This window comes from Streptomyces panacea (assembly GCF_040560175.1).
Classification (GTDB): domain Bacteria; phylum Actinomycetota; class Actinomycetes; order Streptomycetales; family Streptomycetaceae; genus Streptomyces; species Streptomyces panacea.
This window is the reverse complement of the sequence record NZ_JARJHW010000044.1, coordinates 21,710-45,973: the sequence shown is the minus strand read 5'-3', so window position 1 is coordinate 45,973 and position 24,264 is coordinate 21,710. Positions and strand designations below refer to the sequence as shown.

The 24,264-nt window shown below is 72.3% G+C and carries 21 protein-coding genes; 10 read left to right on the top strand and 11 right to left on the bottom strand.

What is annotated here, in order from left to right; all coding sequences use genetic code 11:
* The 4 genes from P3L51_RS13705 to P3L51_RS13690 form a co-directional block, all read right to left on the bottom strand.
* Positions 1-662 (bottom strand): transcriptional regulator (locus P3L51_RS13705; protein WP_354605446.1); only part of this gene is annotated, 662 nt, incomplete at its 3' end.
* Positions 659-1,123: a hypothetical protein gene (locus tag P3L51_RS13700; protein WP_354605445.1), complete on the bottom strand. Its 465-nt coding sequence runs from the start codon at positions 1,121-1,123 to the stop codon at positions 659-661. The genes P3L51_RS13705 and P3L51_RS13700, both read right to left, overlap by 4 nt.
* 190 nt (positions 1,124-1,313) lie before the next feature.
* Entirely contained in the window at positions 1,314-2,714 is a 1,401-nt protein-coding gene (locus P3L51_RS13695; RefSeq protein WP_354605444.1) for an APC family permease, read from the bottom strand.
* 75 nt (positions 2,715-2,789) lie between these two features.
* Positions 2,790-4,151, bottom strand: a complete 1,362-nt coding sequence (locus tag P3L51_RS13690; protein ID WP_354605443.1) for a type III PLP-dependent enzyme domain-containing protein — start codon at positions 4,149-4,151, stop codon at positions 2,790-2,792.
* Positions 4,152-4,267: 116 nt separating this feature from the next.
* Between P3L51_RS13690 and hutU the strand changes: the two genes are divergently transcribed.
* The 4 genes from hutU to hutI all read left to right on the top strand — a co-directional run bounded on the left by hutU (position 4,268) and on the right by hutI (position 9,850).
* Positions 4,268-5,941 (top strand): urocanate hydratase, encoded by a 1,674-nt coding sequence (gene hutU, locus P3L51_RS13685; protein ID WP_354605442.1) that lies wholly within the window; start codon positions 4,268-4,270, stop codon positions 5,939-5,941.
* A 116-nt stretch (positions 5,942-6,057) separates the two neighbouring features.
* Entirely contained in the window at positions 6,058-7,248 is a 1,191-nt protein-coding gene (locus P3L51_RS13680) for an allantoate amidohydrolase (protein ID WP_354605455.1), read from the top strand.
* Complete coding sequence (locus P3L51_RS13675) at positions 7,239-8,633, top strand: formimidoylglutamate deiminase (protein ID WP_354605441.1); 1,395 nt, start codon at positions 7,239-7,241, stop codon at positions 8,631-8,633. The genes P3L51_RS13680 and P3L51_RS13675 overlap by 10 nt, the downstream gene beginning before the upstream one ends.
* Before the next feature lie 17 nt (positions 8,634-8,650).
* On the top strand, positions 8,651-9,850 hold the full coding sequence (gene hutI, locus P3L51_RS13670) for an imidazolonepropionase (protein WP_354605440.1): 1,200 nt from the start codon (positions 8,651-8,653) through the stop codon (positions 9,848-9,850).
* 91 nt (positions 9,851-9,941) lie between these two features.
* On the opposite strand, the gene P3L51_RS13665 is transcribed toward hutI, so the two are convergent.
* The 7 genes from P3L51_RS13665 to P3L51_RS13635 form a co-directional block, all read right to left on the bottom strand.
* Positions 9,942-11,228 carry a family 16 glycosylhydrolase gene (locus P3L51_RS13665; RefSeq protein ID WP_354605439.1) on the bottom strand — a complete coding sequence of 429 codons (1,287 nt, stop codon included), beginning with the start codon at positions 11,226-11,228 and terminating at the stop codon, positions 9,942-9,944.
* Between the two features lie 168 nt (positions 11,229-11,396).
* A complete protein-coding gene (locus P3L51_RS13660) occupies positions 11,397-12,620 on the bottom strand; it encodes a cytochrome P450 family protein (RefSeq protein WP_354605454.1) in 1,224 nt (407 codons plus the stop codon).
* 80 nt (positions 12,621-12,700) lie between these two features.
* Positions 12,701-13,969, bottom strand: a complete 1,269-nt coding sequence (locus P3L51_RS13655; protein ID WP_354605438.1) for a cytochrome P450 — start codon at positions 13,967-13,969, stop codon at positions 12,701-12,703.
* Between the two features lie 13 nt (positions 13,970-13,982).
* A complete protein-coding gene (locus P3L51_RS13650; RefSeq protein WP_435594442.1) occupies positions 13,983-14,507 on the bottom strand; it encodes a GTP-binding protein in 525 nt (174 codons plus the stop codon).
* 112 nt (positions 14,508-14,619) lie between these two features.
* The gene (locus P3L51_RS13645) at positions 14,620-14,979 is read right to left on the bottom strand and encodes a DUF742 domain-containing protein (protein WP_354605436.1); all 360 of its coding nucleotides are present in this window, start codon (positions 14,977-14,979) and stop codon (positions 14,620-14,622) included.
* The gene (locus P3L51_RS13640) at positions 14,976-15,422 is read right to left on the bottom strand and encodes a roadblock/LC7 domain-containing protein (RefSeq protein WP_354605453.1); all 447 of its coding nucleotides are present in this window, start codon (positions 15,420-15,422) and stop codon (positions 14,976-14,978) included. Before P3L51_RS13640 ends, P3L51_RS13645 begins: the two co-directional genes overlap by 4 nt.
* Positions 15,423-15,430: 8 nt before the next feature.
* Positions 15,431-16,840 carry an ATP-binding protein gene (locus P3L51_RS13635; RefSeq protein WP_354605435.1) on the bottom strand — a complete coding sequence of 470 codons (1,410 nt, stop codon included), beginning with the start codon at positions 16,838-16,840 and terminating at the stop codon, positions 15,431-15,433.
* A 523-nt stretch (positions 16,841-17,363) separates the two neighbouring features.
* Here P3L51_RS13635 and P3L51_RS13630 point away from each other — a divergent pair.
* The 6 genes from P3L51_RS13630 to P3L51_RS13605 all read left to right on the top strand — a co-directional run bounded on the left by P3L51_RS13630 (position 17,364) and on the right by P3L51_RS13605 (position 24,236).
* Positions 17,364-18,446, top strand: a complete 1,083-nt coding sequence (locus tag P3L51_RS13630) for a GNAT family N-acetyltransferase (RefSeq protein ID WP_354605452.1) — start codon at positions 17,364-17,366, stop codon at positions 18,444-18,446.
* A gap of 26 nt (positions 18,447-18,472) precedes the next feature.
* A complete protein-coding gene (locus P3L51_RS13625) occupies positions 18,473-19,930 on the top strand; it encodes a glycosyltransferase family 2 protein (protein WP_354605434.1) in 1,458 nt (485 codons plus the stop codon).
* 35 nt (positions 19,931-19,965) lie between these two features.
* Positions 19,966-20,742 carry a polysaccharide deacetylase family protein gene (locus P3L51_RS13620; RefSeq protein WP_354605451.1) on the top strand — a complete coding sequence of 259 codons (777 nt, stop codon included), beginning with the start codon at positions 19,966-19,968 and terminating at the stop codon, positions 20,740-20,742.
* Positions 20,743-21,001: 259 nt separating this feature from the next.
* Positions 21,002-22,765 carry a hypothetical protein gene (locus P3L51_RS13615; protein ID WP_354605433.1) on the top strand — a complete coding sequence of 588 codons (1,764 nt, stop codon included), beginning with the start codon at positions 21,002-21,004 and terminating at the stop codon, positions 22,763-22,765.
* On the top strand, positions 22,762-23,151 hold the full coding sequence (locus P3L51_RS13610; RefSeq protein WP_354605432.1) for a hypothetical protein: 390 nt from the start codon (positions 22,762-22,764) through the stop codon (positions 23,149-23,151). The genes P3L51_RS13615 and P3L51_RS13610 overlap by 4 nt, the downstream gene beginning before the upstream one ends.
* Positions 23,151-24,236 carry a glycoside hydrolase family 26 protein gene (locus P3L51_RS13605; RefSeq protein WP_354605431.1) on the top strand — a complete coding sequence of 362 codons (1,086 nt, stop codon included), beginning with the start codon at positions 23,151-23,153 and terminating at the stop codon, positions 24,234-24,236. Before P3L51_RS13610 ends, P3L51_RS13605 begins: the two co-directional genes overlap by 1 nt.
* Positions 24,237-24,264 lie beyond the last annotated feature (28 nt).

Here is a 24,264-nt window from a genome sequence, read left to right as displayed (position 1 = left end):
AGTCCGGCCGCCGCCAGGCGCCGTACCTCCAGGAGGGTGTGGAACGCGGGGCGGCCCAGGGCCCAGGCGATGGCCGCCGGGGTCCGTACGCCGTCCGCCAGCTCCAGCAGCGCGCGCTGGCGGCGGGTGACCGACTGGCCGGGCGCGGGGGCGCGGGGCACGACCGGCGAGGTGTCCACCGCGGGGTACGGCCAGACCTGGTCGAGCAGTTCGCGGCGGCGCAGCGTCTCGCGTTCGACGGCCGCCGCCGCGACGGGGCGCACCGGGCCGAGCCAGTGCGCGACGCCGTACCGGAACCGGGTGGGGCCGCTGCCCGGCGCGAGCGCGAAGAACGCGGCGTCGTACAGCGCGCCGAGATGGCAGATCTCCAGTTCGCCGCCGCCTATTCGGCCGCTGTCGACGAGGAAGCGCCCGACCTGACGGCGCGCCCCGGCCTCGTCGACCGCCCGCTGCCAGCCGTCGCGCGGCAGCCGGCCGCCGGTGGTCAGCAGGACGTCGATGCCGGGCGCGGTGGGGCTCTCGGCGTGCACGACGCGGCCTTCGCGGAGATAGAGCGTTCCGTGGTCGCGCAGGAGGGCGCCGGTGGCGCGTTCGTCCGCCAGCCGGACCAGCATGGGGGAGACCGGGGAGGAGAGGGCGGGCGCCGCAGTGTCGCCGTTCATGCGAGTACCAGCCGTTCGGCGAGCTGTTGGAGCCGGAGCCGGGCGAGAGCGAGATTCCCGGTGTCGCGGTCGAGCCACAGATGAAGGAAGACGCTGCTGTCGAAGGTCGTCTCGACGAAACGCAGGACGTGGTAGCCGGTGCGGGTGGTGATGATCAGGTCCTCGACGGGCGGGCCCTTGCCGTCGCCCTCCGCGTCCCGTGCCGCGTCCCGTGCCGCGGACCCCGCCTGCCCGGGGCCCGTTCGCCCCGGGCCCGCCCGCTCGGCGGCCGGCGCGAACGCGGGGTACTCGGCGGCGGCCCGCGCCAGTTCGGCGGTCTCGGTCGCGGTCGTCTCGTGGTCACCGTTCGGCGACTCGCCCGCCGTACCGAGCGCGAGACCGCTGGTCCAGTCGACGATCGCCGCTCCGCGGGCGCCGGGCAGGGCCATGATCTCGTGCAGACAAGCGTCGATTCCGGGCACGCGGACTTCCCTCCCAGCCGGTCGTGCGTAGGCACCGTCGTGCGGCAGTGACGGTGAGATTACGCAACGTACGTACGGGGGAAGGGGTTTCGGGCAATTTCCAACGGAACATGCCCCACGGGGATAGGGTCGGCGCACGGAACGGCTCGGGGCGGTCCCGTGGCTGTCCCGTGCCGTCCCGCGTCACGTACTACCGCGTCACGTCACCGCCGGTCCTGGCGTGCTCCTCCGAACGCGCCTTCAGGACCAGCTTGTTGACCGCCCACAGCGCGATCCCGATCGCCAGCAGCACCCCGGCCCGGATGTAGACGTCGGCGGTGCGGTCGGCGAGCGGGCTGGCCAGGATCAGCGCGGTGATCGCGCCCAGTACGGGCACGATCGTCGGCGCGCGGAAGTGCCGGTGCCCGACCGGGTCGCGGCGCAGTACGAGCGCGGCGACGTTGACCACGAAGAACACGCAGAGCAGCAGGAACGCCGTGGTGTCGCCGAGCCCCTGGATCTCGCCCGTCGACACCAGCCCGATGGCGAGCACCGACACGAAGACGATGCCCACGACCGGCGTACGGCGCGCGGGGAGCACCCGGCCCATGGCCCTGGGCAGGATGCGTTCGTTGGCCATGCCGTAGCAGAGCCGCGAGGCCATCATGATGTTGATCAGCGCCGAGTTGGTGACGGCGAAGAGGGCGATCAGGGCGAAGAGTTTCGGCGGGAAGTCGACGCCGCCGGCCTTCACGACCTCCAACAGCGGGCCGCTGGAGCCCTCCAGGGTCCGGTAGTCCACCAGGAGGGACGAGACGAGGGCGACCAGGATGTAGATCGTGCCGGTGACCGCGACGCCGATGAAGATCGCGCGCGGGAAGGTCCGGCTCGGATCCTTGGTCTCCTCCGCCATGTTGACCGAGTCCTCGAAGCCGACGAACGCGAAGAACGCGAGTGCCGTCGCGCCGAGCACACCCGTCATCAGGGAGAAGCCGGTGCCGCTCGCCTCGAAGTCGGTGAGCCGCGACGGCTCGCCGTCGCCGGTCATGACGGCGTACGCGCCGATGCCGAGGATGATCGCCAGACCGCTCAACTCGACCAGCGTGAGTACCACGTTGGTCTTCACCGACTCCGAGACACCGCGCAGATTCAGCGCGGCGAGCGCGACGACGAACAGGATCGCGACCAGGGTCGGCGGCACGGCGTCGGTGAACTCCGCCAGGTAGTCGCCACTGAAAGCGCGGGCCGCCGCGCTCGCCGACGACAGACCCGAGCACATCACCATGAAGGCGACGATGAAGGTCAGGAACGGGACCTTGAACGCCTTCTGGGTGTAGAGCGCGGCGCCGGCGGCCTTCGGGTACTTGCCGACCAGTTCCACGTACGAGGCGGCCGTCAGGATCGCGACGAGGAAGCCGATCGCGAACGGCACCCAGAGCGCGCCGCCGACCCTGCCCGCGACCTGGCCGGTGGTCGCGTAGATGCCGGTGCCCAGGATGTCGCCGACGACGAAGAGGATCAGCAGTCCGGGGCCGAGGGCGCGTTTGAGCTCCGGTGCGCCGCCGGCCGGTCCCGGTGTGCCGGCCGCTGTCGGTGGGTGGGTTGTGGGCATGCGATGACCTCCCCCGGTTGATGGTGGGAAGTGTTCTGCCCGGAACGGCGGGGCTGATTCCTCTCGGTCCGGCCGTCAGTCCCGTACGAGCGCGTCCGGGTGCCCGCCACCCGACTCGGCGACGATCTCCGCCACGCTCTGCGGCGCCCGTACGGTGGCGAACCGCACCGCGTCCGTCCCGGTCCGCGCCGCCGCTGTGAAGCCGTAAACCCCGGGCCGGGCAAGGCTGTTGTACGCGTAGTGGTTGGCGAAGTAGTACGCGCCGGTGTCCAGCGCCGCGACGAGGTCGCCCTGCTCCAGCAGCGGCAGGGGCCGGCCCGTGGCCAGGACGTCGCCCGCGAAGCACGCCGGGCCCGCGACGTCCTGGACGACGTCCGGGCCCTTCTTGGGGCGGCCGTCGGCGTCGTACGCGGCGATGCGCAGCGGCCACGAACGGGGGTCGTAGACGGTACGGGTGGCGACCTGCACGCCCGCGTGGGTCACGGCGATGGGCCGGCCGCCGGCGGACTTCGCGTACTCGACCCGGGCCAGGATCGTGCCGTGCTTGGCGAGCAGCGAGCGGCCGAACTCGGTGACGAGCCCGTAGCGGCCGTCGAACAGGCCGGGGACGGTGGACTTCAGCAGCCGGGCGTAGTCGGCGTAGGTGGGGGTCTCCTCGTCGGAGGAGAAGTTGACCGGCAGGCCGCCGCCGATGTCGATGGTGTCGACCTGCGGCCGGCCGGCCGCAGCGTTGATCTCCTCGGCCAGCTCGTGGACCGTCCGGACGCCCTCCGCCATGAGGGCCGGCTGCACGCCCTGGGAGCCGGAGTGGGTGTGCAGCCGGGTCAGCCAGGGCCGGTCCAGGAAGGCCCGTACGACCCAGGCGCGGGCGCCCTCGTCGCGCAGCGCGACGCCGAACTTGGACGTCGCCGTCGCCGTGGACAGGGCCTCGATGGAGCCGCTGCCGGTCTGCGGGTTGACCCGTAGCCCGATCGGGGAACTGGTGGGCGCCGCGTGCAGGAGGGCGTCGAGCCGGGTCAGCTCCTGCGCGTTGTCGGCGTTGACCGCGATACCGGAGTACAGGGCGTCGCGCAGCTCGGTGGGCGTCTTCGCGGGAGAGTCGAGAACCGTGCGGTCGGGCGGGATCCCGGCGGCGCGCGCGAGGCCCAGCTCGCCGGGGCTCGCGACCTCGGCGCCGACACCCGCGTCACGCAGCAGGCGCAGGACGGGCACCAGGGGCGAGGCTTTCACGGCGAAGGCGTGCAGTACGAGGGTGTCCGGCGCGGTGACGGCGTCGAACGCCGCCCGCAGCGCGGCGGCGGAGGCGCGGACACCCGCCACGTCCAGGAGGGCGACGACGGGATCGGCCTCGGTGAGCAGCCCCCGCTCGACGGCGGCCCGTACGGCGAGATCGCGCCTGACGGCGACGGTGTTGTCCTGTCCTGCTTCGTCGACCATGCGTGTCAGCCAATCATCCGGCCGCCGGTTACTCCACTGTTGACTACATCTATTCACCCGGCGAGGATGTGAATAGATCGGCCAACAGTGGAGCAGCGACGGAGGAGGCACCCGCCATGTCAGGACCCCGACCCGTACGGGCACCGCGCGGTACGGAACTGAGCGCCCTGGGATGGCAGCAGGAAGCCGCCCTGCGCATGCTCCAGAACAACCTCGACCCCGAGGTCGCCGAACACCCCGACCAGCTCGTCGTCTACGGCGGCACGGGCAAGGCGGCGCGTGACTGGCGCTCCTTCGACGCGATGACACGCACGCTGCGGACGCTCAAGCAGGACGAGACGATGCTCGTCCAGTCCGGCCGCCCGGTGGGCGTGATGCAGACCCACGAGTGGGCCCCGCGTGTACTGATCGCCAACTCCAACCTGGTCGGCGACTGGGCCAACTGGGAGGAGTTCCGCCGCCTGGAGCGGCTCGGCCTCACCATGTACGGCCAGATGACCGCCGGCTCCTGGATCTACATCGGCACGCAGGGCATCCTCCAGGGCACGTACGAGACGTTCGCCGCCGTCGCCGCCAAGAGGTTCGGCGGAACGCTGGCCGGGACGATCACGCTCACCGCCGGGCTCGGCGGGATGGGCGGCGCGCAGCCGCTGGCCGTGACCATGAACGACGGCGTCGCGATCTGTATCGACTGCGACCCGCGCGCGATCGACCGCCGGATCGAGCACCGCTTCCTGGACGTGCGGGCCGACTCCTTGGAGCACGCGCTCCAGCTCGCCACCGAGGCCCGCGACGCGCGCCGGCCCCTGTCGATCGGGCTGCTCGGCAACGCGGCGGAGCTGCTGCCCCGGATGCTCGCCGAAGGCGCGCCGATCGACATCGTCACCGACCAGACGTCGGCGCACGACCCGCTGGCGTATCTGCCGCTCGGTGTCGACTTCGACGACATGGCGTCGTACGCCGCCGAGAAGCCGGCCGACTTCACGCTGTGCGCCCGCGAGTCGATGGCGCGGCACGTGGAGGCGATGGTCGGCTTCATGGACGCGGGCGCGGAGGTCTTCGACTACGGCAACTCCATCCGCGGTGAGGCGCAACTGGCGGGCTACGAGCGGGCGTTCGCGTTCCCCGGGTTCGTACCGGCTTACATCAGGCCGCTGTTCTGCGAGGGCAGGGGTCCGTTCCGCTGGGCGGCGCTGTCCGGCGAGGCGTCGGACATCCACAAGACGGACAAGGCGATCCTGGAGCTGTTCCCCGAGGACGAGTCCGCCCACAACGCCTCGTTGCACCGCTGGATCAAGATGGCCGGCGAACGCGTCCGCTTCCAGGGCCTGCCCGCGCGCATCTGCTGGCTCGGCCACGGCGAGCGCGACAAGGCCGGTGAGCGCTTCAACGACATGGTCGCGAGCGGTGAACTCGCCGCGCCGGTCGTCATCGGCCGCGACCACCTGGACGCCGGGTCGGTCGCGTCCCCGTACCGCGAGACCGAGGCGATGCTCGACGGCTCGGACGCGATCGCCGACTGGCCGCTGCTGAACGCCATGGTGAACGTCGCCTCCGGCGCGACCTGGGTCTCCATCCACCACGGCGGCGGAGTCGGCATGGGCCGCTCGATCCACGCCGGCCAGGTGACGGTCGCCGACGGCACGGAGCTGGCGGCCGAGAAGATCCGCCGCGTCCTGACGAACGACCCGGGCATGGGCGTCATCCGCCACGTCGACGCGGGCTACGACATCGCGGAATCGGCCGCCGCCGAACACGGCGTCCGCATCCCGATGCGGGAGTCCGAGTGACACCGCCCGCCGGGTCGGCCGCGCCGGGCGGCGCCGACCCGCACCCGGGCGTGGGTGGCACGCCCGCCGTGGACGAGGCGCCGGGCGGCGCCCTCGGTGCGGTCTCCTTTCATGAGATGTGGCGTGACCTCGCGCCCATCGGACGGGACCCCGGCACCCGTGGGTACCGGCGCTACGCCTGGAGCGGTGCCGATCGGGAGTGCCGGGACTGGTTCCGCGCGCAGGCGGAGGCGCGGGGGCTGGTGTACGAGAGCGACCGGAACGGCAACCAGTGGGGGTGGGCCGGGGACCCGGACGCCGGGGACGCCGTCGTCGTCGGGTCGCATCTGGACTCCGTGCCCGACGGCGGCGCCTTCGACGGGCCGCTCGGTGTGGTCTCCTCCTTCGCCGCGCTCGACGAACTCCGCCGCAGGGGCGCGGAGTTCACCCGGCCGGTCGCCGTCACCAACTTCGGTGACGAGGAGGGTGCCCGGTTCGGGCTCGCCTGTGTCGGGTCCCGGCTCACCGCCGGGCAGCTCGGCGTCGCGCAGGCGCACGCCCTGCGCGACGGGGACGGCGTCCCGCTGCCGCGCGCCATGGAGGCGGCCGGTTACGACCCCGACGCCATCGGGCCCGACCCCGAACGCCTCGCCCGGATCGGCGCCTTCGTCGAGCTGCACGTCGAGCAGGGGCGCGCGCTCGACCTGACCGGTGACCCCGTCGGTATCGCCTCCTCCATCTGGCCGCACGGCCGCTGGCGCTTCGACTTCCACGGCGAGGCCAACCACGCGGGCACCACCCGCCTCGCCGACCGCCGCGACCCGATGATCAGCTACGCCGAGACCGTCCTCGCCGCCCGCCGCGAGGCGGCACTCGCCGGCGCTCTCGCCACCTTCGGCAAGATCGCCGTCGAACCCAACGGCGTCAACGCCATCCCCTCTCTCGTACGCGGCTGGCTCGACTCCCGCGCCGCCGACCAGGCCACCCTGGACACCGTCGTCACCGCGATCGAGGCGGCGGCCCACGAGCACGCCGAGCGCGCGGGCATCGACCTGAGAGTCGTACGGGAGTCCTTCACCCCCGTCGTCGAGTTCGCCCACGGCCTGCGCGACGAGGTCGGCCGGATCCTCGGCGGCCGGCTCCCCGTGCTCGGCACGGGCGCCGGGCACGACGCGGGTATTTTGTCCGGATCCATTCCGACCGCCATGCTGTTCGTACGGAACCCCACCGGCGTCTCGCACTCCCCGGCCGAGTTCGCGGCCGAGGACGACTGCGTGGCCGGGGTCCTCGCACTCGCCGACGTACTGGAAGGGCTGGCGTGCACGTGACCACGTACTGGCTGGAGCACGCCTGGCTCGACACCCACGTCGAACCGGCTGTCACCGTGACGGTCGCCGACGGGCGGATCACCGACGTCCGCACCGGGGACGACACCCCACCGCCCGGCGCCACGGCCCTGCGCGGGCTCACGCTCCCCGGCCTGGCCAACACCCACTCGCACGCCTTCCACCGCGCGCTGCGCGGCAAGGTCCAGGTCGGCTCCGGCACCTTCTGGACCTGGCGCGAGATGATGTACCGGGTCGCCACCCGGCTCACCCCGGACACCTACCACGCGCTCGCCCGCGCCGTGTACGCCGAGATGGCGCTGGCCGGCATCACCGCCGTCGGTGAATTCCACTATCTGCACCACGCTCCTGGCGGAACGCCCTACGACAATCCCAACGCGATGGGCGAGGCGCTGATCGCCGCCGCCGACGACGCCGGGATCCGGATCACCCTCCTGGACACCGCCTATCTCTCCTCCGGCATCTCCAAGCGCCGCGGCGGCAAGCCCCCGGACCGCCACCAGGTCCGCTTCTCCGACGGCACCGCGCACGCCTGGGCGGAGCGCGTCTCCGCCCTCGCGGACCGCTACGGCGGTGTCGGCGGGGACGCCGAGGACGGCAAGCACGACGACCACGTACGTGTCGGCGCCGCCATCCACTCCGTACGCGCCGTGCCCGCCGAGCAGCTGTCGACCGTCGCCGAATGGGCCGAGGCGAGGCAGGCCCCGCTCCATGTCCACCTCTCCGAACAGACCGCCGAGAACGACGCCTGCCTCGCCACCCACGACCGCACCCCCGCCCGTCTCCTCGCCGACCACGGCGTCCTCGGTCCCCGCACCACCGCCGTCCACAGCACCCACCTCACCGACGACGACATCGCCCTGCTGGGCTCCACCCGCACCGGCACCTGCATGTGCCCCACCACCGAACGCGACCTCGCCGACGGCATCGGCCCCGCCGCGCGGCTCCAGCACGCGGGCTCCCCCCTGTCCCTGGGCAGCGACAGCCACGCAGTGATCGACATCCTCGAAGAGGCCCGCGCCCTGGAACTCAACGAGCGGCTGCGCTCCCGCACCCGGGGCCACTGGACGGCCGCCGCGCTGATCACCGCCGCCACAGCCGACGGCCACGCGGCCCTCGGCAGGCCCGAGGGGGGCCGGATCGAGCGGGGCGCGCTCGCCGACCTCGTCACGATCGCCCTGGACTCCGTCAGAACGGTGGGGCAGGTGCCCAGACTGGGCGCCGAGGTCGCCGTATTCGCCGCGACAGCCGCGGACGTACGGCACACGATCGTGGGCGGTCGCCATCTCGTACGCGACGGTGCGCACACCCTGATCCCCGACGTGCCAGAAGCCCTTGCCCGGTCGATCGCGGCCGTACGCGGCTGAAGGAGAGCGCCCCCACGATGACGTCCGCCACCACGCGCACCAGCACCACCACGACCGCCATCACCAACATCGCCGCTCTGGTCACCAACGACCCCTCCCTCGGTGACGGATCCCCCATCGGTCTGATCCAGGACGCGGCCGTCGTCATCGACGGCGACCGCGTGCTCTGGGTCGGTGAATCAAGCAAAGCACCCGCCACTGACAACGCGGTCGACGCCGGCGGCCGGGCCGCCGTCCCCGGCTTCGTCGACTCCCACTCCCACCTCGTCTTCGCGGGCGACCGCACCCAGGAGTTCAACGCCCGCATGTCGGGCCGCCCCTACTCCGCCGGCGGCATCCGCACCACCGTCGCCGCGACCCGCGCCGCCACCGACGACGAGCTGAGCGCCAACGTCGCGAAGTACCTCGCGGAAGGTCTCCGCCAGGGCACCACCACCCAGGAGACCAAGTCCGGCTACGGCCTCACCGTCGCCGACGAGGCACGCGCGCTGCGCGTCGCGTCCCGGCACACCGACGAGGTCACCTATCTCGGGGCGCACATCGTGGCGCCCGAACTCGCCGACGACCCCGCCGCCTACGTCGACCTCGTCACCGGCGACATGCTCGACGCCTGTGCCCCGTACGCCCGTTGGGTCGACGTCTTCTGCGAGAAGGGCGCCTTCGACGGCGACCAGGCGCGCGCGATCCTCACCGCCGGCCGGGCGAAGGGCCTCCAACCACGCGTCCACGCCAACCAGTTGTCCTACGGACCCGGCGTCCGGCTCGCCGTCGAGGTGGACGCGGCCTCCGCCGACCACTGCACCCACCTCACCGACGAGGACGTCGACGCGCTCGCCCACTCGCGCACCGTCGCGACGCTGCTGCCCGGCGCCGAGTTCTCCACCCGCGCCCCATGGCCGGACGCGCGGCGCCTGTTGGACGCGGGCGCCACCGTCGCGCTGTCCACCGACTGCAACCCCGGCTCGTCCTTCACCTCGTCGATGGCGTTCTGTATCGCGCTCGCCGTACGCGACATGGGGATGACGCCCGACGAGGCGATCTGGTCGGCCACGGCGGGCGGCGCCGCCGCTCTGCGCCGTACGGACGTCGGACGCCTCACGCCCGGCGCCCGCGCCGACCTCGTCCTGCTGGACGCCCCGAGCCATGTCCATCTCGCCTACCGGCCGGGCGTTCCACTGACGTGGGGCGTCTGGCGCTCGGGCGAACGCCTGCACTGACCGGACAGGGGCCGGGGAGAGCGACGAACCCCGGCGGCGGGCAAGGGACTTGCCGCGCCGCCGGGGTCCGTGAACGGACAGAGCGTGGGTGTTACGCGTTCACCGACCACTTCTGGTTGGCCGCGCCCGTACATGTCCAGATCCGGGCGCGCGCCCCGTTGGTCGACGTGCCGCCGGTCACGTCCATGCACTTGTCCGCCTGGATGTTCACGACATCGTTCGCACCCGACACCGCCCAGCGTTGATTACCCGTGCCGGCGCAGTCCCAGAGCTGGAGCTGCGCGCCGTCGGCGGTGCTGTTGTCCTTGACGTCCAGGCACTTGCCCAGCGCCCGCAGCGAGTCGTTGGCGCCCCTGCTCCACTGCTGCGCGGCCGTGCCGTTGCAGTCGTAGAGCTGAACGGGGGTGCCGTTGGCGGGGTTCGCCGCCGCCACGTCCAGGCACTTGCCGCCGATGCCGGTGATCGACCCGCCGGTGCCACCGCCGCCGTCGGTCGTGACCCGCACGTAGTCGACGGTCAGGGTGCTCGGGAAGGGCGTGCTGCCGTTGGGGTCGCCGGGCCAGTAGCCGCCGACCGCGAGGTTGAGGATCAGGAAGAACGGCTTGTTGAACACCCATTCCCGGCCGCCCAGATCGGCGGGCGTACGGGTCTGGAAGACATTGCCGTCGACCGACCAGCGGATGGAGTTGGGCGACCAGTCGATCGCGAAGGTGTGGAAGGCGTCGGCGAACGCCTGGCCGCCGGGGAGGCTGTAGCCGGCGCCGATGCCGCCGGAGCCCGAGTAGCCGGGGCCGTGCAGTGTGCCGTGCACGGTGCCGGGCTCGAAGCCGACGTTCTCCATGATGTCGATCTCGCCGCTGTTGGGCCAGCCGACCTGGCCCATGTTGTCGCCGAGCATCCAGAACGCGGGCCACATGCCCTGTCCGCGCGGGACCTTCATCCGGGCCTCGACGCGGCCGTACTGCGCGGTGAACTTGCCGGCCGTGTTGAGCCGGGCGGAGGTGTACTCGCACCGGCCGTACCAGCACTGGTAGTTGCCGGGGTTGTCCTTGCGGGCGGTGATGACGAGATTGCCCTGGCCGTCGAGCGCGGCGTTGTTGTTGCCCGCCGTGTAGAACTGCCGCTCGTGGTTGTTGACGTTGTCGCCGGTCTCGATCTGCCATCTACTGCCGTTGACAGCCGATCCGGCGGGACCGTCGAAGTTCTCGTCGAACGTGACGGCCGCGGCAGCCTTCGTGCCGTTGGTGTCGCTCGCGGCACTGATACGGGGCTCGGGCGAGGGCGTCGCCGCTCCGGCGGGCATGGCCGTGGCCAGGCTCGTACAGGTGAGAAGAGCCACGGCGTACAGCGTCACACGACGCCGCAGGGGGGTTCGCACAGGTCATCACTTCACTTCTCGTGGGGGCATGCGCATGACATTCAGGACGGTGGAGCACAGGTGGGGCACGGGTTGAACACAGTTATTTCAATACTTGATTTAAGGGAGGGCGGGAGAGGCCGTCAAGGCGTTGGTATGGACCAAAGTTCTTGACGACCCGTCACCCAACTACCCCAACGACACCGGAAGTTGCTGCACGCTGTTGCCCACGAAGCTCGCGTGGCGCGGCAGTTCCGCCTCCGTGACCGCGACGTCCAGGTCCGGGAAACGGGTGAACAACCGCTCCAGAGCGATCGTCGCCTCCATCCGGGCCAGCGACGACCCCAGACAGAAGTGCGCGCCGTGCCCGAGCGAGAGATGGCGGGTGGCCGAGCCCGTGGCGTACCGGGTGAGGTCGAAGACGTCCGCGTCCTCGCCGTGCGCGGCCTTGTCCCGGCCCGCCGCCGAGTAGCCCGCCAGGACCGGCGTGCCCTGCGGGATCACCGTGCCGTCCACCGTCAGGTCCCGGGTCGGATAGCGGAACGGGAAGAAGCTCACCGGGCTGTCCCAGCGCAGCGTCTCCTCGACCACGTCCGACCAGCTCGCCTTGCCCGTCTGGACCAGTTCGAGCTGATCGCGGTGGCGGCACAGCGCGCGCACCGCGTTGGTGATCAGATTGAGTGTCGTCTCGTGCCCGGCGATGATCATCAGCAGCAGGGTGCCGATGAGTTCCTGCCCGCTCAGCCGGTCGCCGTCCTCCTCGCGCGCCGCGATCAGCGCACTGGTCAGGTCCTCGCCGGGATTCTCCGTACGGGAGGCGGCCACCGCGCTCAGTACGGCCACGATGTCCCGGTTGGCGGCCATCGCGTCCTCGGGGGCGATGTCCGTCGCGACGATCTGGTTCGACAGATGGTGCAGCTGGTCGTGGAACTCCGGGTCCACACCGAGCAGTTCGGCGATGACACCCATGGGCAGCGGCAGCGCGAAGTGCTCGCGGAGATCGACGACCCCGGCCCCGTCCCGGCCGTCCTGCCCGCCGGCCGCCGCCAGATTGTCCAGCAGCTCCGCCGTCACCTCCTCCACCCGCCCGCGCAGCGCCTCCACCCGCCGCGCCGTGAACGCCTTGCTCACCAGCGAGCGCAGCCGCCGGTGGTTGTCGCCGTCCGCCGTCGTCATGCCCTGCACGGTCGCGAACGTCTTCAGCGGCCACCCGTCGGGGATCCGCCCCTCCCGCAGCGCGGTGAAGTGCGCGGCGCCCTTCGCGACATCGGGATGCGCCAGGAACTCCTTCAGCGCGTCGTGCCCGATGACCGCCATCGCCTCGACCTCACCGGGGAGTACGACGGGGGCCACCGCCCCGCGCGCGAGCAGGCGCGCGTTGGCGGCGTGCGGGCAGCCGCCGGACGGATCCATCCGGTGCGGGGCGGCGGCGGACGGGTCGGGGGTGGCAGCGGCGGGGGGCGTGCTCGGCTCGGGGCTCAACAGGGCTCTCCTCAACTCCGCGTCGCGCGTGGTCCACGCGGCAACTGCGGTTCGGTGAAGCGGACGGGAAGGGCCGCCAGGCCCTTGCTCCAGGGCGACTTGATCCAGGCCAGCTCGGCCTCCGGCACGGCCAGTTCGAGATCCGGCAGCCGGTGCCTGATCGTGTCGACGGCGGTACGGGTGATCAGCCTGGCCGGGTCCTGGGCCGGGCAGGTGTGCGGCCCGGCCCCGAACGCCAGATGGGAACGGTTGCCGACGACGGGTATCCCGTCCTCCGGCAGGATGTCGGGGTCGGCGTTCGCCGCGGCCAGACCGAGGATCAGCATGTCCCCGGCCCGGATCTCCTGCCCGCCGAACCGCAGATCGCGGGTGGCGTACCGGGCGGGGAAGTTCTGCGTCGGCGGGAAGCGCCACAGCACCAGGTCGAGCGCGTCGTCGACGCTCAGATGACCGCCGCTGAGCGAGGACCGGAACGCCGGGTCGCACAGCAGGATGCGCAGGGTGGTGGCGATCCAGTTCACCGTCGTCTGGTTGCCCGCGACGAACATCACCACCAGGTTGTGCAGCACCTCCTCGTCCGTCAGCCGCGCCGGATGGTGCAGCAGCGCGGAGGTGACGTCGTTGCCGGGCCGGTGGCGCTTCTCCTCGATCAGGGAGAGCAGGATCGCGCCCATGCGCTTGCTCGCGTCGGCGGATTCGGCGTTCGCCACGGCCAGCCCCGCGATGGCCTTCACCAGCTCCTGCCCCGTCGGCTCGTCGAGCCCGAGCAGGCCGGTGATCACCATCAGCGGCAGCTTGCGCGCGTAGTCCGACACCAGATCGGCCTCTTTGCGGTCGGCGAACTCGGCGATCAGCCGCTCGGCCGTCGCCCGTACGCCGCGCCGCAGTTCGTGCCCGTTGATCCTGGACAGCGCGTCCGACACGGCCGCCCGCATCCGGCGGTGCTGCTGCCCGTCGGCGAACAGCAGCGCAGGCCGCCAGCCCACCATCGGCAGGATCGGCGAGTCCGCGGGCACCAAGCCCTCGCGCAACTGGCGCCAGCGGCGCGGGTCGTGGGAGAAGTCCTGCTCCTCGCGGGTCAGCCGCAGCAGTTCGGGGTGGCCGAGGACCAGCCAGGCCGTGATGTCGGGCGCGACGGTGACCGGGGCCACCGGGCCGTGATCGGCGCGCAGTTGCTCGTACAGGAGGGGCATCCGGTCCCCGTCGAGCTGTTCCCCGTAGATGGGCGTCGCGGACGCGGGCGTCACCGAGGGCGAGGGGGTGGGGGCGGGCGTGGTCATGTGGACTCCGGCGTCATGAGGACTCGGCGGCGAGGAGGAGGTGGCGTACGAGGGCGATCAGCGCCATGACCGAGGACCGCTCGTCCCGCGCGTCGCAGGACACCAGCGGTGTCTCCGGCAGCAGGTCGAGCGCCGCGCGCAGCTCGGCGTCGCTGTGCGCGGGGCTGCCCGGGAAGACGTTCACGGCGACGGCGAACGGCAGCCCAAGGTCCTCCAGATGGCCGAGCGCGTCGAAGGACGCGGTCAGATCGCGGGTGTCCACGAGGGCGAGCGCGCCGAGCGCGCCCCGCGCCAGATCGCGCCAGGCGGGCAGGAAGCGCTGCTGCCCCGGCGTACCGAAGAGGTAGAGGACCAGCTCGCCGTCGATCGTCATCCGGCCGAAGTCCAGGGCGACGGTGGTGGTGGCCTTGGCCCGGTCGACGGTCACATCGACCGAGGCGCCCGCCTGGGTCATCACGGCCTCGGTACTGAGCGGCTTGATCTCGGAGACCGTACCGATGAACGTCGTCTTGCCGACGCCCAGCGGCCCGACGACCATGATCTTCGCCGCGCCGGCGACGCTCGATCTGACGTACTTGCCGGAGGCGTCCGGGAGGCCGGACGGCCCCGGCGGCGCGTCCGCCGCGTCCGGCGCCTCGGCCGCGGAGGCCTCAGAGGCGGCTTTCGAGGCCATGGAGGACCTTTCTCAGCATGGTCACATCGGCTCGTTCGGCCGGCGGTATGGGCGGGCGGGTCACGATCAGTCCCCAGTCGATGAGGTCGGCGAGCAACACCTGCACCACGGAGGGCGGTTGGCCGAGATGTGCCGACACCTCGGCCACCGACAGCAGCCCCTGACAGTGCGTCAGGATGATGCGGTGCTCCGGCTGGAGGGTCGCCGGCGGGACCGTTTCCGCGGCCACCACCAGCGATTCCCAGGACAGTGGTTCGACTCCGGCGTCCGCCCTCCCGCCGGTGATCACGTATGGGCGTACCGCCGACGTGGGCCGGTCGTCGGGGCGTTCCGTCATGACGACGGGCTCACCGGATCCCGGGGCTGGCTGCTCAGGTGGCTGCCGATCTTCACGACCAGCAGCTGCATCTGCTGGGCCACCAGGCCCACATCGGCGTCGGTCTCGGTCGCGGCCCCCAACTGGGCACCCACACCGGCCGAGGTGAAGAGGACGAAGCCCTGGTCGGACTCCAGCATCAACTGCCGTACGCCGGCGCCGCTCCCGAACAGCAGCCCCGCCGTGGACCGGCCCGTCATGGTCAGCGCGGCGGACGCGGCGGCGAGCGATTCGGCCTCGGCCACGCTCAGTTCGGACACGGCACCCTTGAGATTCTCGGCGGACGCGTGGCCGAGCCGCAGGCCGTCCTCCGAGACGACCACGGCGTGTCTCACGCCCGGGATCTCGGTCAGCGGGCGGAGCATCCACCCGAGGTCGGGGAGTCGGGAGATCGTTCCGGTCACTCTTCCGGTCACTGCCGGCCTCCGTCGTGTTGGTCGGGCACTTCGCTGTCCTGGACGGCCGCCGCCCGGCCACGACGCGAGCCGGACACCACGCTGGTGATCGACGCGCGCGCCGCTTCGGGGGTCCAGGCGGGGTCGGGCTGCGCTTGCTGTGGGGGTTGCGGCCGCGACGCCTGTGGTGCCTGTTCCCGTGCCCGGTCCTGATCCGCCGCGGTGGCGGGGTCCCGCCGCCGGCTGCGGCGGCGCGGCAGCCCGCCGGGCCCGTCCTCGGCGCGTACGGGGGCGGCGGCCGTCCGCTCGTGCTCACGCTCGTCACCGGCCGAGGAGGCGCCCGCCGAGACGGGCACCGGCTCCGCCGGAAAGTGCGACAGCGGTTCGGTCAGCAGCCGGTGCGGTACGAAGGTGACGGCCCGGGTCCCGCCGTACGCCGACGCGCCCGTCAGCTCCACGTTGAAGCCCATCTCCCGGCACCAGCGCCCCACGCACGCCAGCCCCAGCCTCGGCACGGCACCGAGCCGCGTCAGGTCCAGCTCGTCCCTGAGCTGCGACATCGCCTGGTGCAGTACGTCCGGCGGCATTCCGAGACCCGCGTCGTCGATCTCCACGACGGCTCCCGCGCCGACCTCCCGGATCGTCACGATCACCTGGGTGCGGGAGGGCGAGAACACGGTCGCGTTCTCCAGGAGTTCGGCGATCGCGTGCATCAGCCCCTCGACGGCCGGCGGCACCACGAACAGCGTCTGCCCGCCGTGCACCTCCACCCGCCCGAACTCCACGATCCGCGACTGCGCGCCGCGCACGCAGTCGTACAGCGAGACCGGCTGCGACTCGCGCCTGGCCGGCCAGATCCCGCACATCACGAGGAGCGTCTGGGCCTTGCGGGTCATCTGCGAGGCGGCGTGGTCGGCCTTCATCACGTCCGCCATCAGGCGCGGGTCGTCGATGGCGCGCTCCACGTGGTCGAGTACCCGCTGCTGCACCGTGGCCATCGCGTGCATGTTGCGGGCGACGGACTCGAAGGCCGTCTGCACCGAGTCGCGCAGCCCGCGCTCGCGCCGTACCCCCTCGTCCGAGCCGAGGGCGGCGACCACCGAGGCCAGCGCCCGCGCGAAGTCCTCGCCGGTGTCGGCCTCGGGCGCGACCGGTCCCGGAACACCGTCCAACCGCCGTCCCGCGCGCACCCGTTCGACGATGGCGGGGACGCGCACCGCCGCCAGATGGGCCACCTCGGCGCCCCGCGCGGCGGCAGTCCGCCGCTCCCGGTCCCGGTCGGCACGTTCGGCGCCCAGCCGCCGGTACAGCGCCAGCACCCAGGCGAGGAGCAGCACGGTCAGGGCCGCGCAGCCGCCCGCGAGCGCCTGGCGCCACTCCGCCGTGGACACCCGGCCGATCAGGAAGGCGGCGACGGCGGCGATCACGAGGACTCCGAGCCACCACAGCGCCCGTCTGCTCCGTCTGTTCGCCGGTCGGTTCAACACGGCGACCCCGACACGACAGGCGTGGATACGGCGGCTAGCACGGAGACCGGGCCCCTTCCAGGACTCGTCGGACACGTCGGGCTCGCCGATGGGGTGATCGCGAGCACCCAGATCCTACGAGCAATGTGCCTGATTGGGGCGGGAGTTGCTCAACTACTGTCACTCGGCGGCACGGGTCGGGCACCATCCGCACACGTGGATGCCGGGGGCCGCGGGGGCATACGGGCTGGCCGCGCGGTGTGAACCCGTCCCGCACACCGGCACCCCCGTCACCATCGGACCCATGTACAGGTTCACCCGCCGTGTCGGCCGCGATACGCCTCCGTCATGACATTGCCGACTGGCCCTGTACCGGAGGGATTTGGACCGGTACCGTCCTGTTCGGCGCGAGACGAGCGACGACCGGGGGGTCGAGTTGAGCGACGTACGCGTACGTGGTGCCGCCGCCGCCCGCATCCGTGTGATGCGGCCGGGGGAACTGGACGCGGGGGAGATGGAGCGCTGGCGGGAGTTACGGGCGCTGTCCGGCGCGCCCGGGAATCCCTTCATGGAACCGGAGTTCACCCGCGCCGTCGGCCGCGTCCGGCCTGGTGCCAGGGTCGCGGTCATCGGGGGCGGGGGAGCGGGAGGGGCGCCGGTCGGCTTCTTCCCGTACGAGAGAGGCCCGTTGGGGCAGGGCCGCGCGATCGGGTTCGGGGTCTCCGACAGCCAGGGGACGGTGCTGGGCCCGGAACACACGCTCACGGCGGCCGAGTTGCTGCGCGCCTGCTCGCTCACCAGCTGGGAGTTCGACAACCTCGAAGCGGGCCAGACGCTGTTCGTCCCGGACGCCGCGGAGGAGTTCGACTCCCCGGTCATCGACATCGGCCAGGGCTACGAGGCGTACGAGGCGGTCCTGCGCGCCGGATCGCCCAAGTTCTTCCGTACGACGACCGCCAAGGAACGCAGACTCGCCCGGCAGGCCGGCGAGGTCCGGTTCGTCTTCGACGAGCGCGATCCGGCGGCCCTCGACACCCTCATGGGGTGGAAGTCGGCGCAGTACCGCAGGACGGGCCGGCGCGACCGGTTCGCCAAGGAGTGGATCAGCACGCTGGTACGGCAGTTGGCGGCCGACCACACACCCGACCGCACGCCCGGCTGCTCCGGGGTCCTCTCCGTGCTGTACGCCGCGGACCGTCCGGTCGCCGCGCACTTCGGCCTCCGCTCACGCACGGTCCTCTCGTGCTGGTTCCCCGCGTACGACACCGACTTCGCCAAGTACTCGCCGGGTCTCATCCTCCATCTGCGGATGGCCGAGGCGGCGGCCGGCGCCGGGATCGGCCTGCTCGACCTCGGCCGTGGCGCCGCCGAGTACAAGGACGCGCTCAAGACCGGTGACCTGCGGGTGTACGAGGGGGCCTCGGTACGGCGCGGGCCGCGGGCGGCCCTGTACCGGCTCAGCCGCGAGCCCTCGCGCCGCGCGCACAGCTTCGTACGGAACCGGCCGAAGCTGGCCGGATACGCGCAACGGGCCCTGAACCAGGTCGGCCGGCTGCGGGACCGGTGACCCGGCACCACATGAGGGGAGGCATCATGCCGCGCACTCCGAGCACGTCCTCACGACTGACATCACGGCTGACTGCGCAGTTGACGTCGCGGTTGACATCACCGCTGACACCACCGCCGACATCAGCGCAGACGTCGCGATCACTGCTGCGCGACGTCCGTGTCGCCGATCTCGACCTGGACCTGGACCCGGACCTGGCCCCGGACGGCGGGGGCGAGGGCGAGGTGGTGCTGTCACTGACCCCCGCCCCCGGCGGCCCGCCCGTTCGCGCGGGCGCCGTCTACGCCCTCGTACGGCTCCGGGGGCGCCCCGTCGCCACCGTCCTCACCACCGTCCCGGACGGCGCCGACCCCGCCGGCGTACTCACCGCGGCTTTCCTCGCGCGGGGCCCGAATCACGACCGACAGCCCGACCGGACAAGCCTGTTGAGCGGTGTGACACCACCCCGTACGACAGTCGTCGTCGCCACCCGCGAGCGCGCGGACACGCTCGGCCGGGCGCTCGACTCGCTCCTCGCGCAGGACCACCCGGACTTCCGCGTCGTGGTCGTCGACAACGCGCCCGTCACGCCCGCCACGCGCGAACTGATCGACGCCCGCTACGCGGACCGTCTCACCTATGTCCACGAACCGGTTCCCGGACTGGCCACCGCCCACAACGCGGGCGTCGCCGCCACCGACAGCCCCGTCGTCGCCTTCACGGACGACGACGTCGTCGCCGACCCGCACTGGCTCTCCGCGCTCACCGCGCCGTTCGCGGCCGACCCCCGCACCGGCTGCGTCACGGGCCTGATCCTCCCCGCCCGCCTCACCACCCCCGCGCAGGTTCTCCTGGAGAGCCACGGCGGCTTCGCGAAAGGCTTCGCCCCGCGTCTCCACGACCCGGCCGCGCCACCCGCCGACGAGCCGCTGTTCCCCTTCACGGCGGGCAGTTTCGGCTCCGGGGCCAACATGGCGTTCCGGGTGTCCGCGCTGCGCGCCGTCGGCGGCTTCGACCCCGCCACCGGCACCGGCACCCCCGCCAGGGGCGGCGACGACCTCTACGCGTTCGTCCGGATCCTGACCGCCGGACACCGGCTGCGCTACACGCCCGACGCGCTGGTCTGGCACCACCACCGTGAGACCTGGCAGGACCTGCGGAACCAGGCGTACGGCTACGGCGCCGGCCTCACCGCGTACCTCACCGCCGTCCTCTGCCGCCACCCCGCCCTCCTGCCCGCGCTGCTCGCCAAGCTCCCGCGCGGCCTGGCCCACGCCCGCGCCATCACCGCCCACCGGGACGGACATCCGGCCGGCGCTCCAGACGCTCCCGGCGCTCCGGTCGGCGCTCCAGACGCTCCCAGCACTCCGGCCGGCGCTCCACCCGCTCCCGGCGCGCACGGCGCCCTCGGCCACCCGTGGCCGCGCACGCTGTCCCGGCTGGAGCGCAGAGGCATGCTGTACGGCCCCCTGGGCTACGCCAAGGCCCGCTGGGGGAGACGGTGACGCGCCCGACCGGCGGCTCCCCCTCCCGCGTCCCGGTGCTGCTCTACCACGCCGTGATGGACGACCCGCCCGCCTGGATCGCCGAATTCACCGTGACACCACGGCAGTTCACCGCCCAACTCGACGCGGTCGTGGCCACCGGCCGTACCCCCGTCCCGATCAGCGCGCTCGCCGACCGGCTGACCCGTGGCGCCCCGCTGCCGCCCCGCCCCGTCGTCCTGACCTTCGACGACGGATTCGCCGATCTGCCGGGCCCGACCGCCGAGGCGCTCGCCGAACGCGCTCTGCCCGCCACCGCCTATCTCACGACCGGCGCCATCACCCCGGGCCGCGGCAGCCTGCTGCCGCCCGCCCCGATGATGACGCTCGCCCAGGCGCCGTCGCTGGAGGGGCACGGCCTGGAGATCGGCGCGCACACGGTCACCCACCCGCAGTTGGACACGCTCCGCGGGCCCGAACTCGACCGCGAGCTGGGGGAGTCGAAGGCCGCGCTCGAAGACGTGCTGGGCCACGAGGTGACGCATCTCGCCTACCCGCACGGCTACAACAGCCGCACCGTGCGCGGGGCCGCGCGCCGCGCCGGATACGCCTCCGCCGTCGCCGTACGCCACGCGCTCAGCTCCGAGACGGACGAGCCCTACCGCATCGCCCGCCTCATCCTGCGCCGCGGCCACACGGTGGCGGACGTGCAGGCATGGATGGCGGGGGAGGGCGCGAGAGCGGCGCCGTTCCCCGACTCGGCGGCAACGGTGGGCTGGCGGCTCTACCGCAGGGCCCGCGCGGTGGCGCGCGGCCCGCGCTTCGCGGGATGACGGAGATGGCGGAGATGGCGGAGATGGCGGAGATGACGGAGATGTGCGGGAGATGCGCGAGAGCCACGCAAAAGCGCAGAGAGTTCCTATAATTCGCTGAAGGGGACACCACAGGGGTGGGGGGAGTCGCACCGTGCAACCACGCGCGCCCGCGTTGGCAGAGGCTCCGGCTCCGGCGGCCCCGCCACTCTCCGAGCCGACGGACCGCCGCGGGCTCCCACGCCTCTTACGCCCTCAACCGCTGCTCTCCTGGCTCCCGTTGCTCGCCGCGACCGCCCTCTGGGCGTACGCGCTGCCGCGAATCGGCTTCCGTTCCATGGGCGACTACGGGCTCCTCGACCGGTTCCCCGCCGCGTTCTACATCGCGCTGGCCCTGCTCACCGGCGGATTCCTGGCCGCCCTGCGCCGCGCCGGAACCGCGCCCTGGTGGCCCGCCGCCTACTGCGTCGCGCTCCTCGTCGCGCTCAAGGCGCCACCCGCCGTGCTGTACGACTCCGTGCGCTACCCCTGGGCCTCCAAGCACGACGCCGTCGTCAACCAGCTCCTCCTCAACGGTGAACTGCGCCCGAACGGCGCCCTGTCGGGCAACATGTCCGCCTACGACCAGTGGCCCGGCTTCTTCACCCTCACCGGCGGGCTGGTGCGTGCCTTCGGCGTGGACAGCGCGGCGGTGTTCCTCAACTGGGCGCCGATCGCGCTCGGTCTGCTGATGATGCCGGTGCTCGTACTGCTCTACCGCACCTTCACCGAGGACTGGCGGCTGGTGTGGAGCGCCGTCTGGATCTTCCAGCTCGCCAACTGGGTGGGGCAGGACTATCTGTCGCCGCAGGGCTTCGCGTATCTGCTGCACCTGTCCGTGCTCGTCGTCGTCCTGCGCCACTTCGTGCTGCCGGGGTCGGCGGGCAGGCTGCGCGACCGGTCGTTCCTGGACCCGGCGTCCGCCGCCGTGCCACCGCCCACCGGCACCCGGCAGCGCGCCGTCTGCGTGGCCGTCCTGGCGCCGCTGATCCTGGCCGTCAACGCCTCGCACCAGCTCACGCCGGTGATGCTCTGCGTCTCGCTGTTCGCCCTGACCCTCACCCGCCGCTACCGCAACTACGGGCTGCTGGCCGTCGCCGCGCTGATCATGCTGGCCTGGGACCTGACGATGGGACGGCCGCTGTTCGTCGAGACGCTGGGCACCCTGCGCGACTCGCTCGGCGAGCTGACCCAGAACTCACGCGCCGGATACGCCGGTGAACTCACCGGCCCCGGCCCCGAACTCGCCGGTCGCGCCAACGTGTTGATGGTGCTCGCCGTCGCGGCGCTGGCGGGCGCGGCCCTCTTCCTGCGGCGCCGGCTCGTCCGCGCCGCGCTGCCGCTGCTGCTCGTGTCGCTCGCGCCGGTCCCGCTGTTCGTCGTGAACGACTACGGCGGCGAAATGCTCTTCCGGGTCTACCTGTTCGGGCTGCCGGGCGCCGCCTTCTTCGCGGCGGCGACGCTCGTGCCCGCGGCCGGGCGGGCACGGGGGAGAGCGCGGCGACGGGCCGCCGCGCTCACGCTGCACGGCGCGCTGCCCGTCGCCCTCGTCGCACTGCTGGCCGGGTTCCTGCCCTCGTACTACGGCAAGGAGAAGATGTACTACACCCCGCCCGCCGAGACCGCGCTCGTCACCCGCGCGATCGACAGGGCACCCGACGGCGCGCTGATCCTCGCCACCACCGGCTCCTTCCCGCAGGCGCTGCACCGCTACGACCACGTCGAGCACTGGTTCTTCGCCGAGCAGGAACTCCCCGAGAACGAGCGGATGCTGGCCGACCCCGCGCGCCATCTGGCCGACGGCATCCCGCCCGGCACCGACGCGTACGTGATCCTCACCCGCACGCAGGACATCTACGCGGCCGGCGAAGGGCTCCTGCCACCGGGCGGCTTCGACACACTGCGGTCACGGCTCGCCGCCTCGCCGCTGTTCCGGACCGTGGAGGAGCACCCGTACGGCATCGTCCTTCAGTACCGGCCACCCTCGGGGAGCGACGGTCCATGACTTTCGATCATTTACGGCTCCGAGTACCGCTGGCCCTCGCCGGCTGGGGCGCGCTCGCCGCGACCGCGCTGCCCGGCGGTTCACCACTGCGCTGGATCCCGGTGTCGCTGTTCATCTGCTTCGGACCCGGCCTCGCGCTCCTCCACCCGCAGCGCGGCCCGCTGCGCCCGGCCGCCCGCATCGAGGCGGTCGCCCTCGCCGCGCCGCTCAGCCTCGCCCTCGCGGTCACCGTCACCACCACGCTCTTTCTGGTGCGCGGCTTCTCGGCCACGGCCTTCCTGGTTACACTCGCGGCCCTCACGACCGTCGCCGCCGCCCTGCCGGGACTGCCGCTGCCCGCCGCGACGCGCGGCGCGGTCGGCGGCGACCGGAGGAAGGGCCGCTGATGGCGGTACGGCTCAGCACGGTCGAGAAGCAGGCGTACACCGTGGTCGTCCTGGTCGCCGTCGGGCTGCTCATCGCCGGGATCGGGATCTGGGCCACCGAGTCGGACGGACCGGGGGACGGCTGCGCGGCGACGGACCGGCTGGAACCGCCGTGCGGCGCGTGGTGGGGGGCGTACGTCCCGTACGCGGAGGACGGCCCGGCGGACGGCTCGCTGACCAGGGCGGTCCACGCCTTCGAGAAGAAGATCGGCCGCAGGCTCGACCTCGTCTACAACTACCACGACATGTCGAACACCGAGCTCGACGGACAGCTCCTCACCCCCGACGAGCGGGAGCTCGGCGAGGACCGGATGCTGATGCTGGCCTGGGAGTCCACGATCTGGCGCGAGCCGCACCACGAGAACTGGACCGAGGACCAGCTGGGTTGGGCGAACATCGCCTCCGGCCGCCACGACGCGCAGATCATCGACCCGCAGGCGCGCCGCATCAAGGAGTACGGCGACGAACACGGCAAGCGGATCTTCCTCTCCTTCGACCAGGAGGTCGACGCCCGCATCAAGGAGGGCGCGGGCACCCCGGACGAGTACGTCGCCGCCTACCGCCATCTCCGCGACCGCTTCGACGAGTTGGGCGTCGACAACGTGGTGTGGGTGTGGACGGTCTCCGGCTATCTGGGCAGCGCGGACGACATGGCGGCGCTGTATCCGGGGGACGACTACGTCGACTGGATCGGCATGGACCAGTACAACTACTTCCTCTGCCACGACACCACCGACTGGAAGGACTTCGACCGCAGCCAGCGCCCCACGTACGACTGGCTACGGGCGAACATCTCCGCCGAGAAGCCGCTGATGCTGGCGGAGTTCGGCACGGTGCCGGATCCGGCGGACGCCGACAGACAGCGCGACTGGTACGCGCGCATCCCGGAGGCGGTGCGGACGATGCCGTCGGTGAAGGCGCTGGTCCAGTGGAACAGACCGGTGCCGGGCGACGACTGCGACCTGACGGTCAACGAGGGCCCGGGGCTCGAGGGTTACCGCGAGGCGGGCGCCGACGACTACTTCGGCCAGCCACTGCCGCGATGAAAGCCCGTCCGGCGGCCACATGCCGGCC

Excerpts from the sequence above, each read along its gene's own strand:
- P3L51_RS13695 (WP_354605444.1), bottom strand. The coding sequence starts at position 2,714 with ATGCCCACAACCCACCCACCGACAGCGGCCGGCACACCGGGACCGGCC.
- P3L51_RS13690 (WP_354605443.1), bottom strand. The coding sequence starts at position 4,151 with ATGGTCGACGAAGCAGGACAGGACAACACCGTCGCCGTCAGGCGCGAT.
- hutU (WP_354605442.1), top strand. The coding sequence starts at position 4,268 with ATGTCAGGACCCCGACCCGTACGGGCACCGCGCGGTACGGAACTGAGC.
- P3L51_RS13680 (WP_354605455.1), top strand. The coding sequence starts at position 6,058 with ATGTGGCGTGACCTCGCGCCCATCGGACGGGACCCCGGCACCCGTGGG.
- hutI (WP_354605440.1), top strand. The coding sequence starts at position 8,651 with ATGACGTCCGCCACCACGCGCACCAGCACCACCACGACCGCCATCACC.
- P3L51_RS13660 (WP_354605454.1), bottom strand. The coding sequence starts at position 12,620 with ATGGATCCGTCCGGCGGCTGCCCGCACGCCGCCAACGCGCGCCTGCTC.
- P3L51_RS13655 (WP_354605438.1), bottom strand. The coding sequence starts at position 13,969 with ATGACCACGCCCGCCCCCACCCCCTCGCCCTCGGTGACGCCCGCGTCC.
- P3L51_RS13650 (WP_435594442.1), bottom strand. The coding sequence starts at position 14,507 with ATGGTCGTCGGGCCGCTGGGCGTCGGCAAGACGACGTTCATCGGTACG.
- P3L51_RS13645 (WP_354605436.1), bottom strand. The coding sequence starts at position 14,979 with ATGACGGAACGCCCCGACGACCGGCCCACGTCGGCGGTACGCCCATAC.
- P3L51_RS13630 (WP_354605452.1), top strand. The coding sequence starts at position 17,364 with ATGCGGCCGGGGGAACTGGACGCGGGGGAGATGGAGCGCTGGCGGGAG.
- P3L51_RS13625 (WP_354605434.1), top strand. The coding sequence starts at position 18,473 with ATGCCGCGCACTCCGAGCACGTCCTCACGACTGACATCACGGCTGACT.
- P3L51_RS13610 (WP_354605432.1), top strand. The coding sequence starts at position 22,762 with ATGACTTTCGATCATTTACGGCTCCGAGTACCGCTGGCCCTCGCCGGC.
- P3L51_RS13605 (WP_354605431.1), top strand. The coding sequence starts at position 23,151 with ATGGCGGTACGGCTCAGCACGGTCGAGAAGCAGGCGTACACCGTGGTC.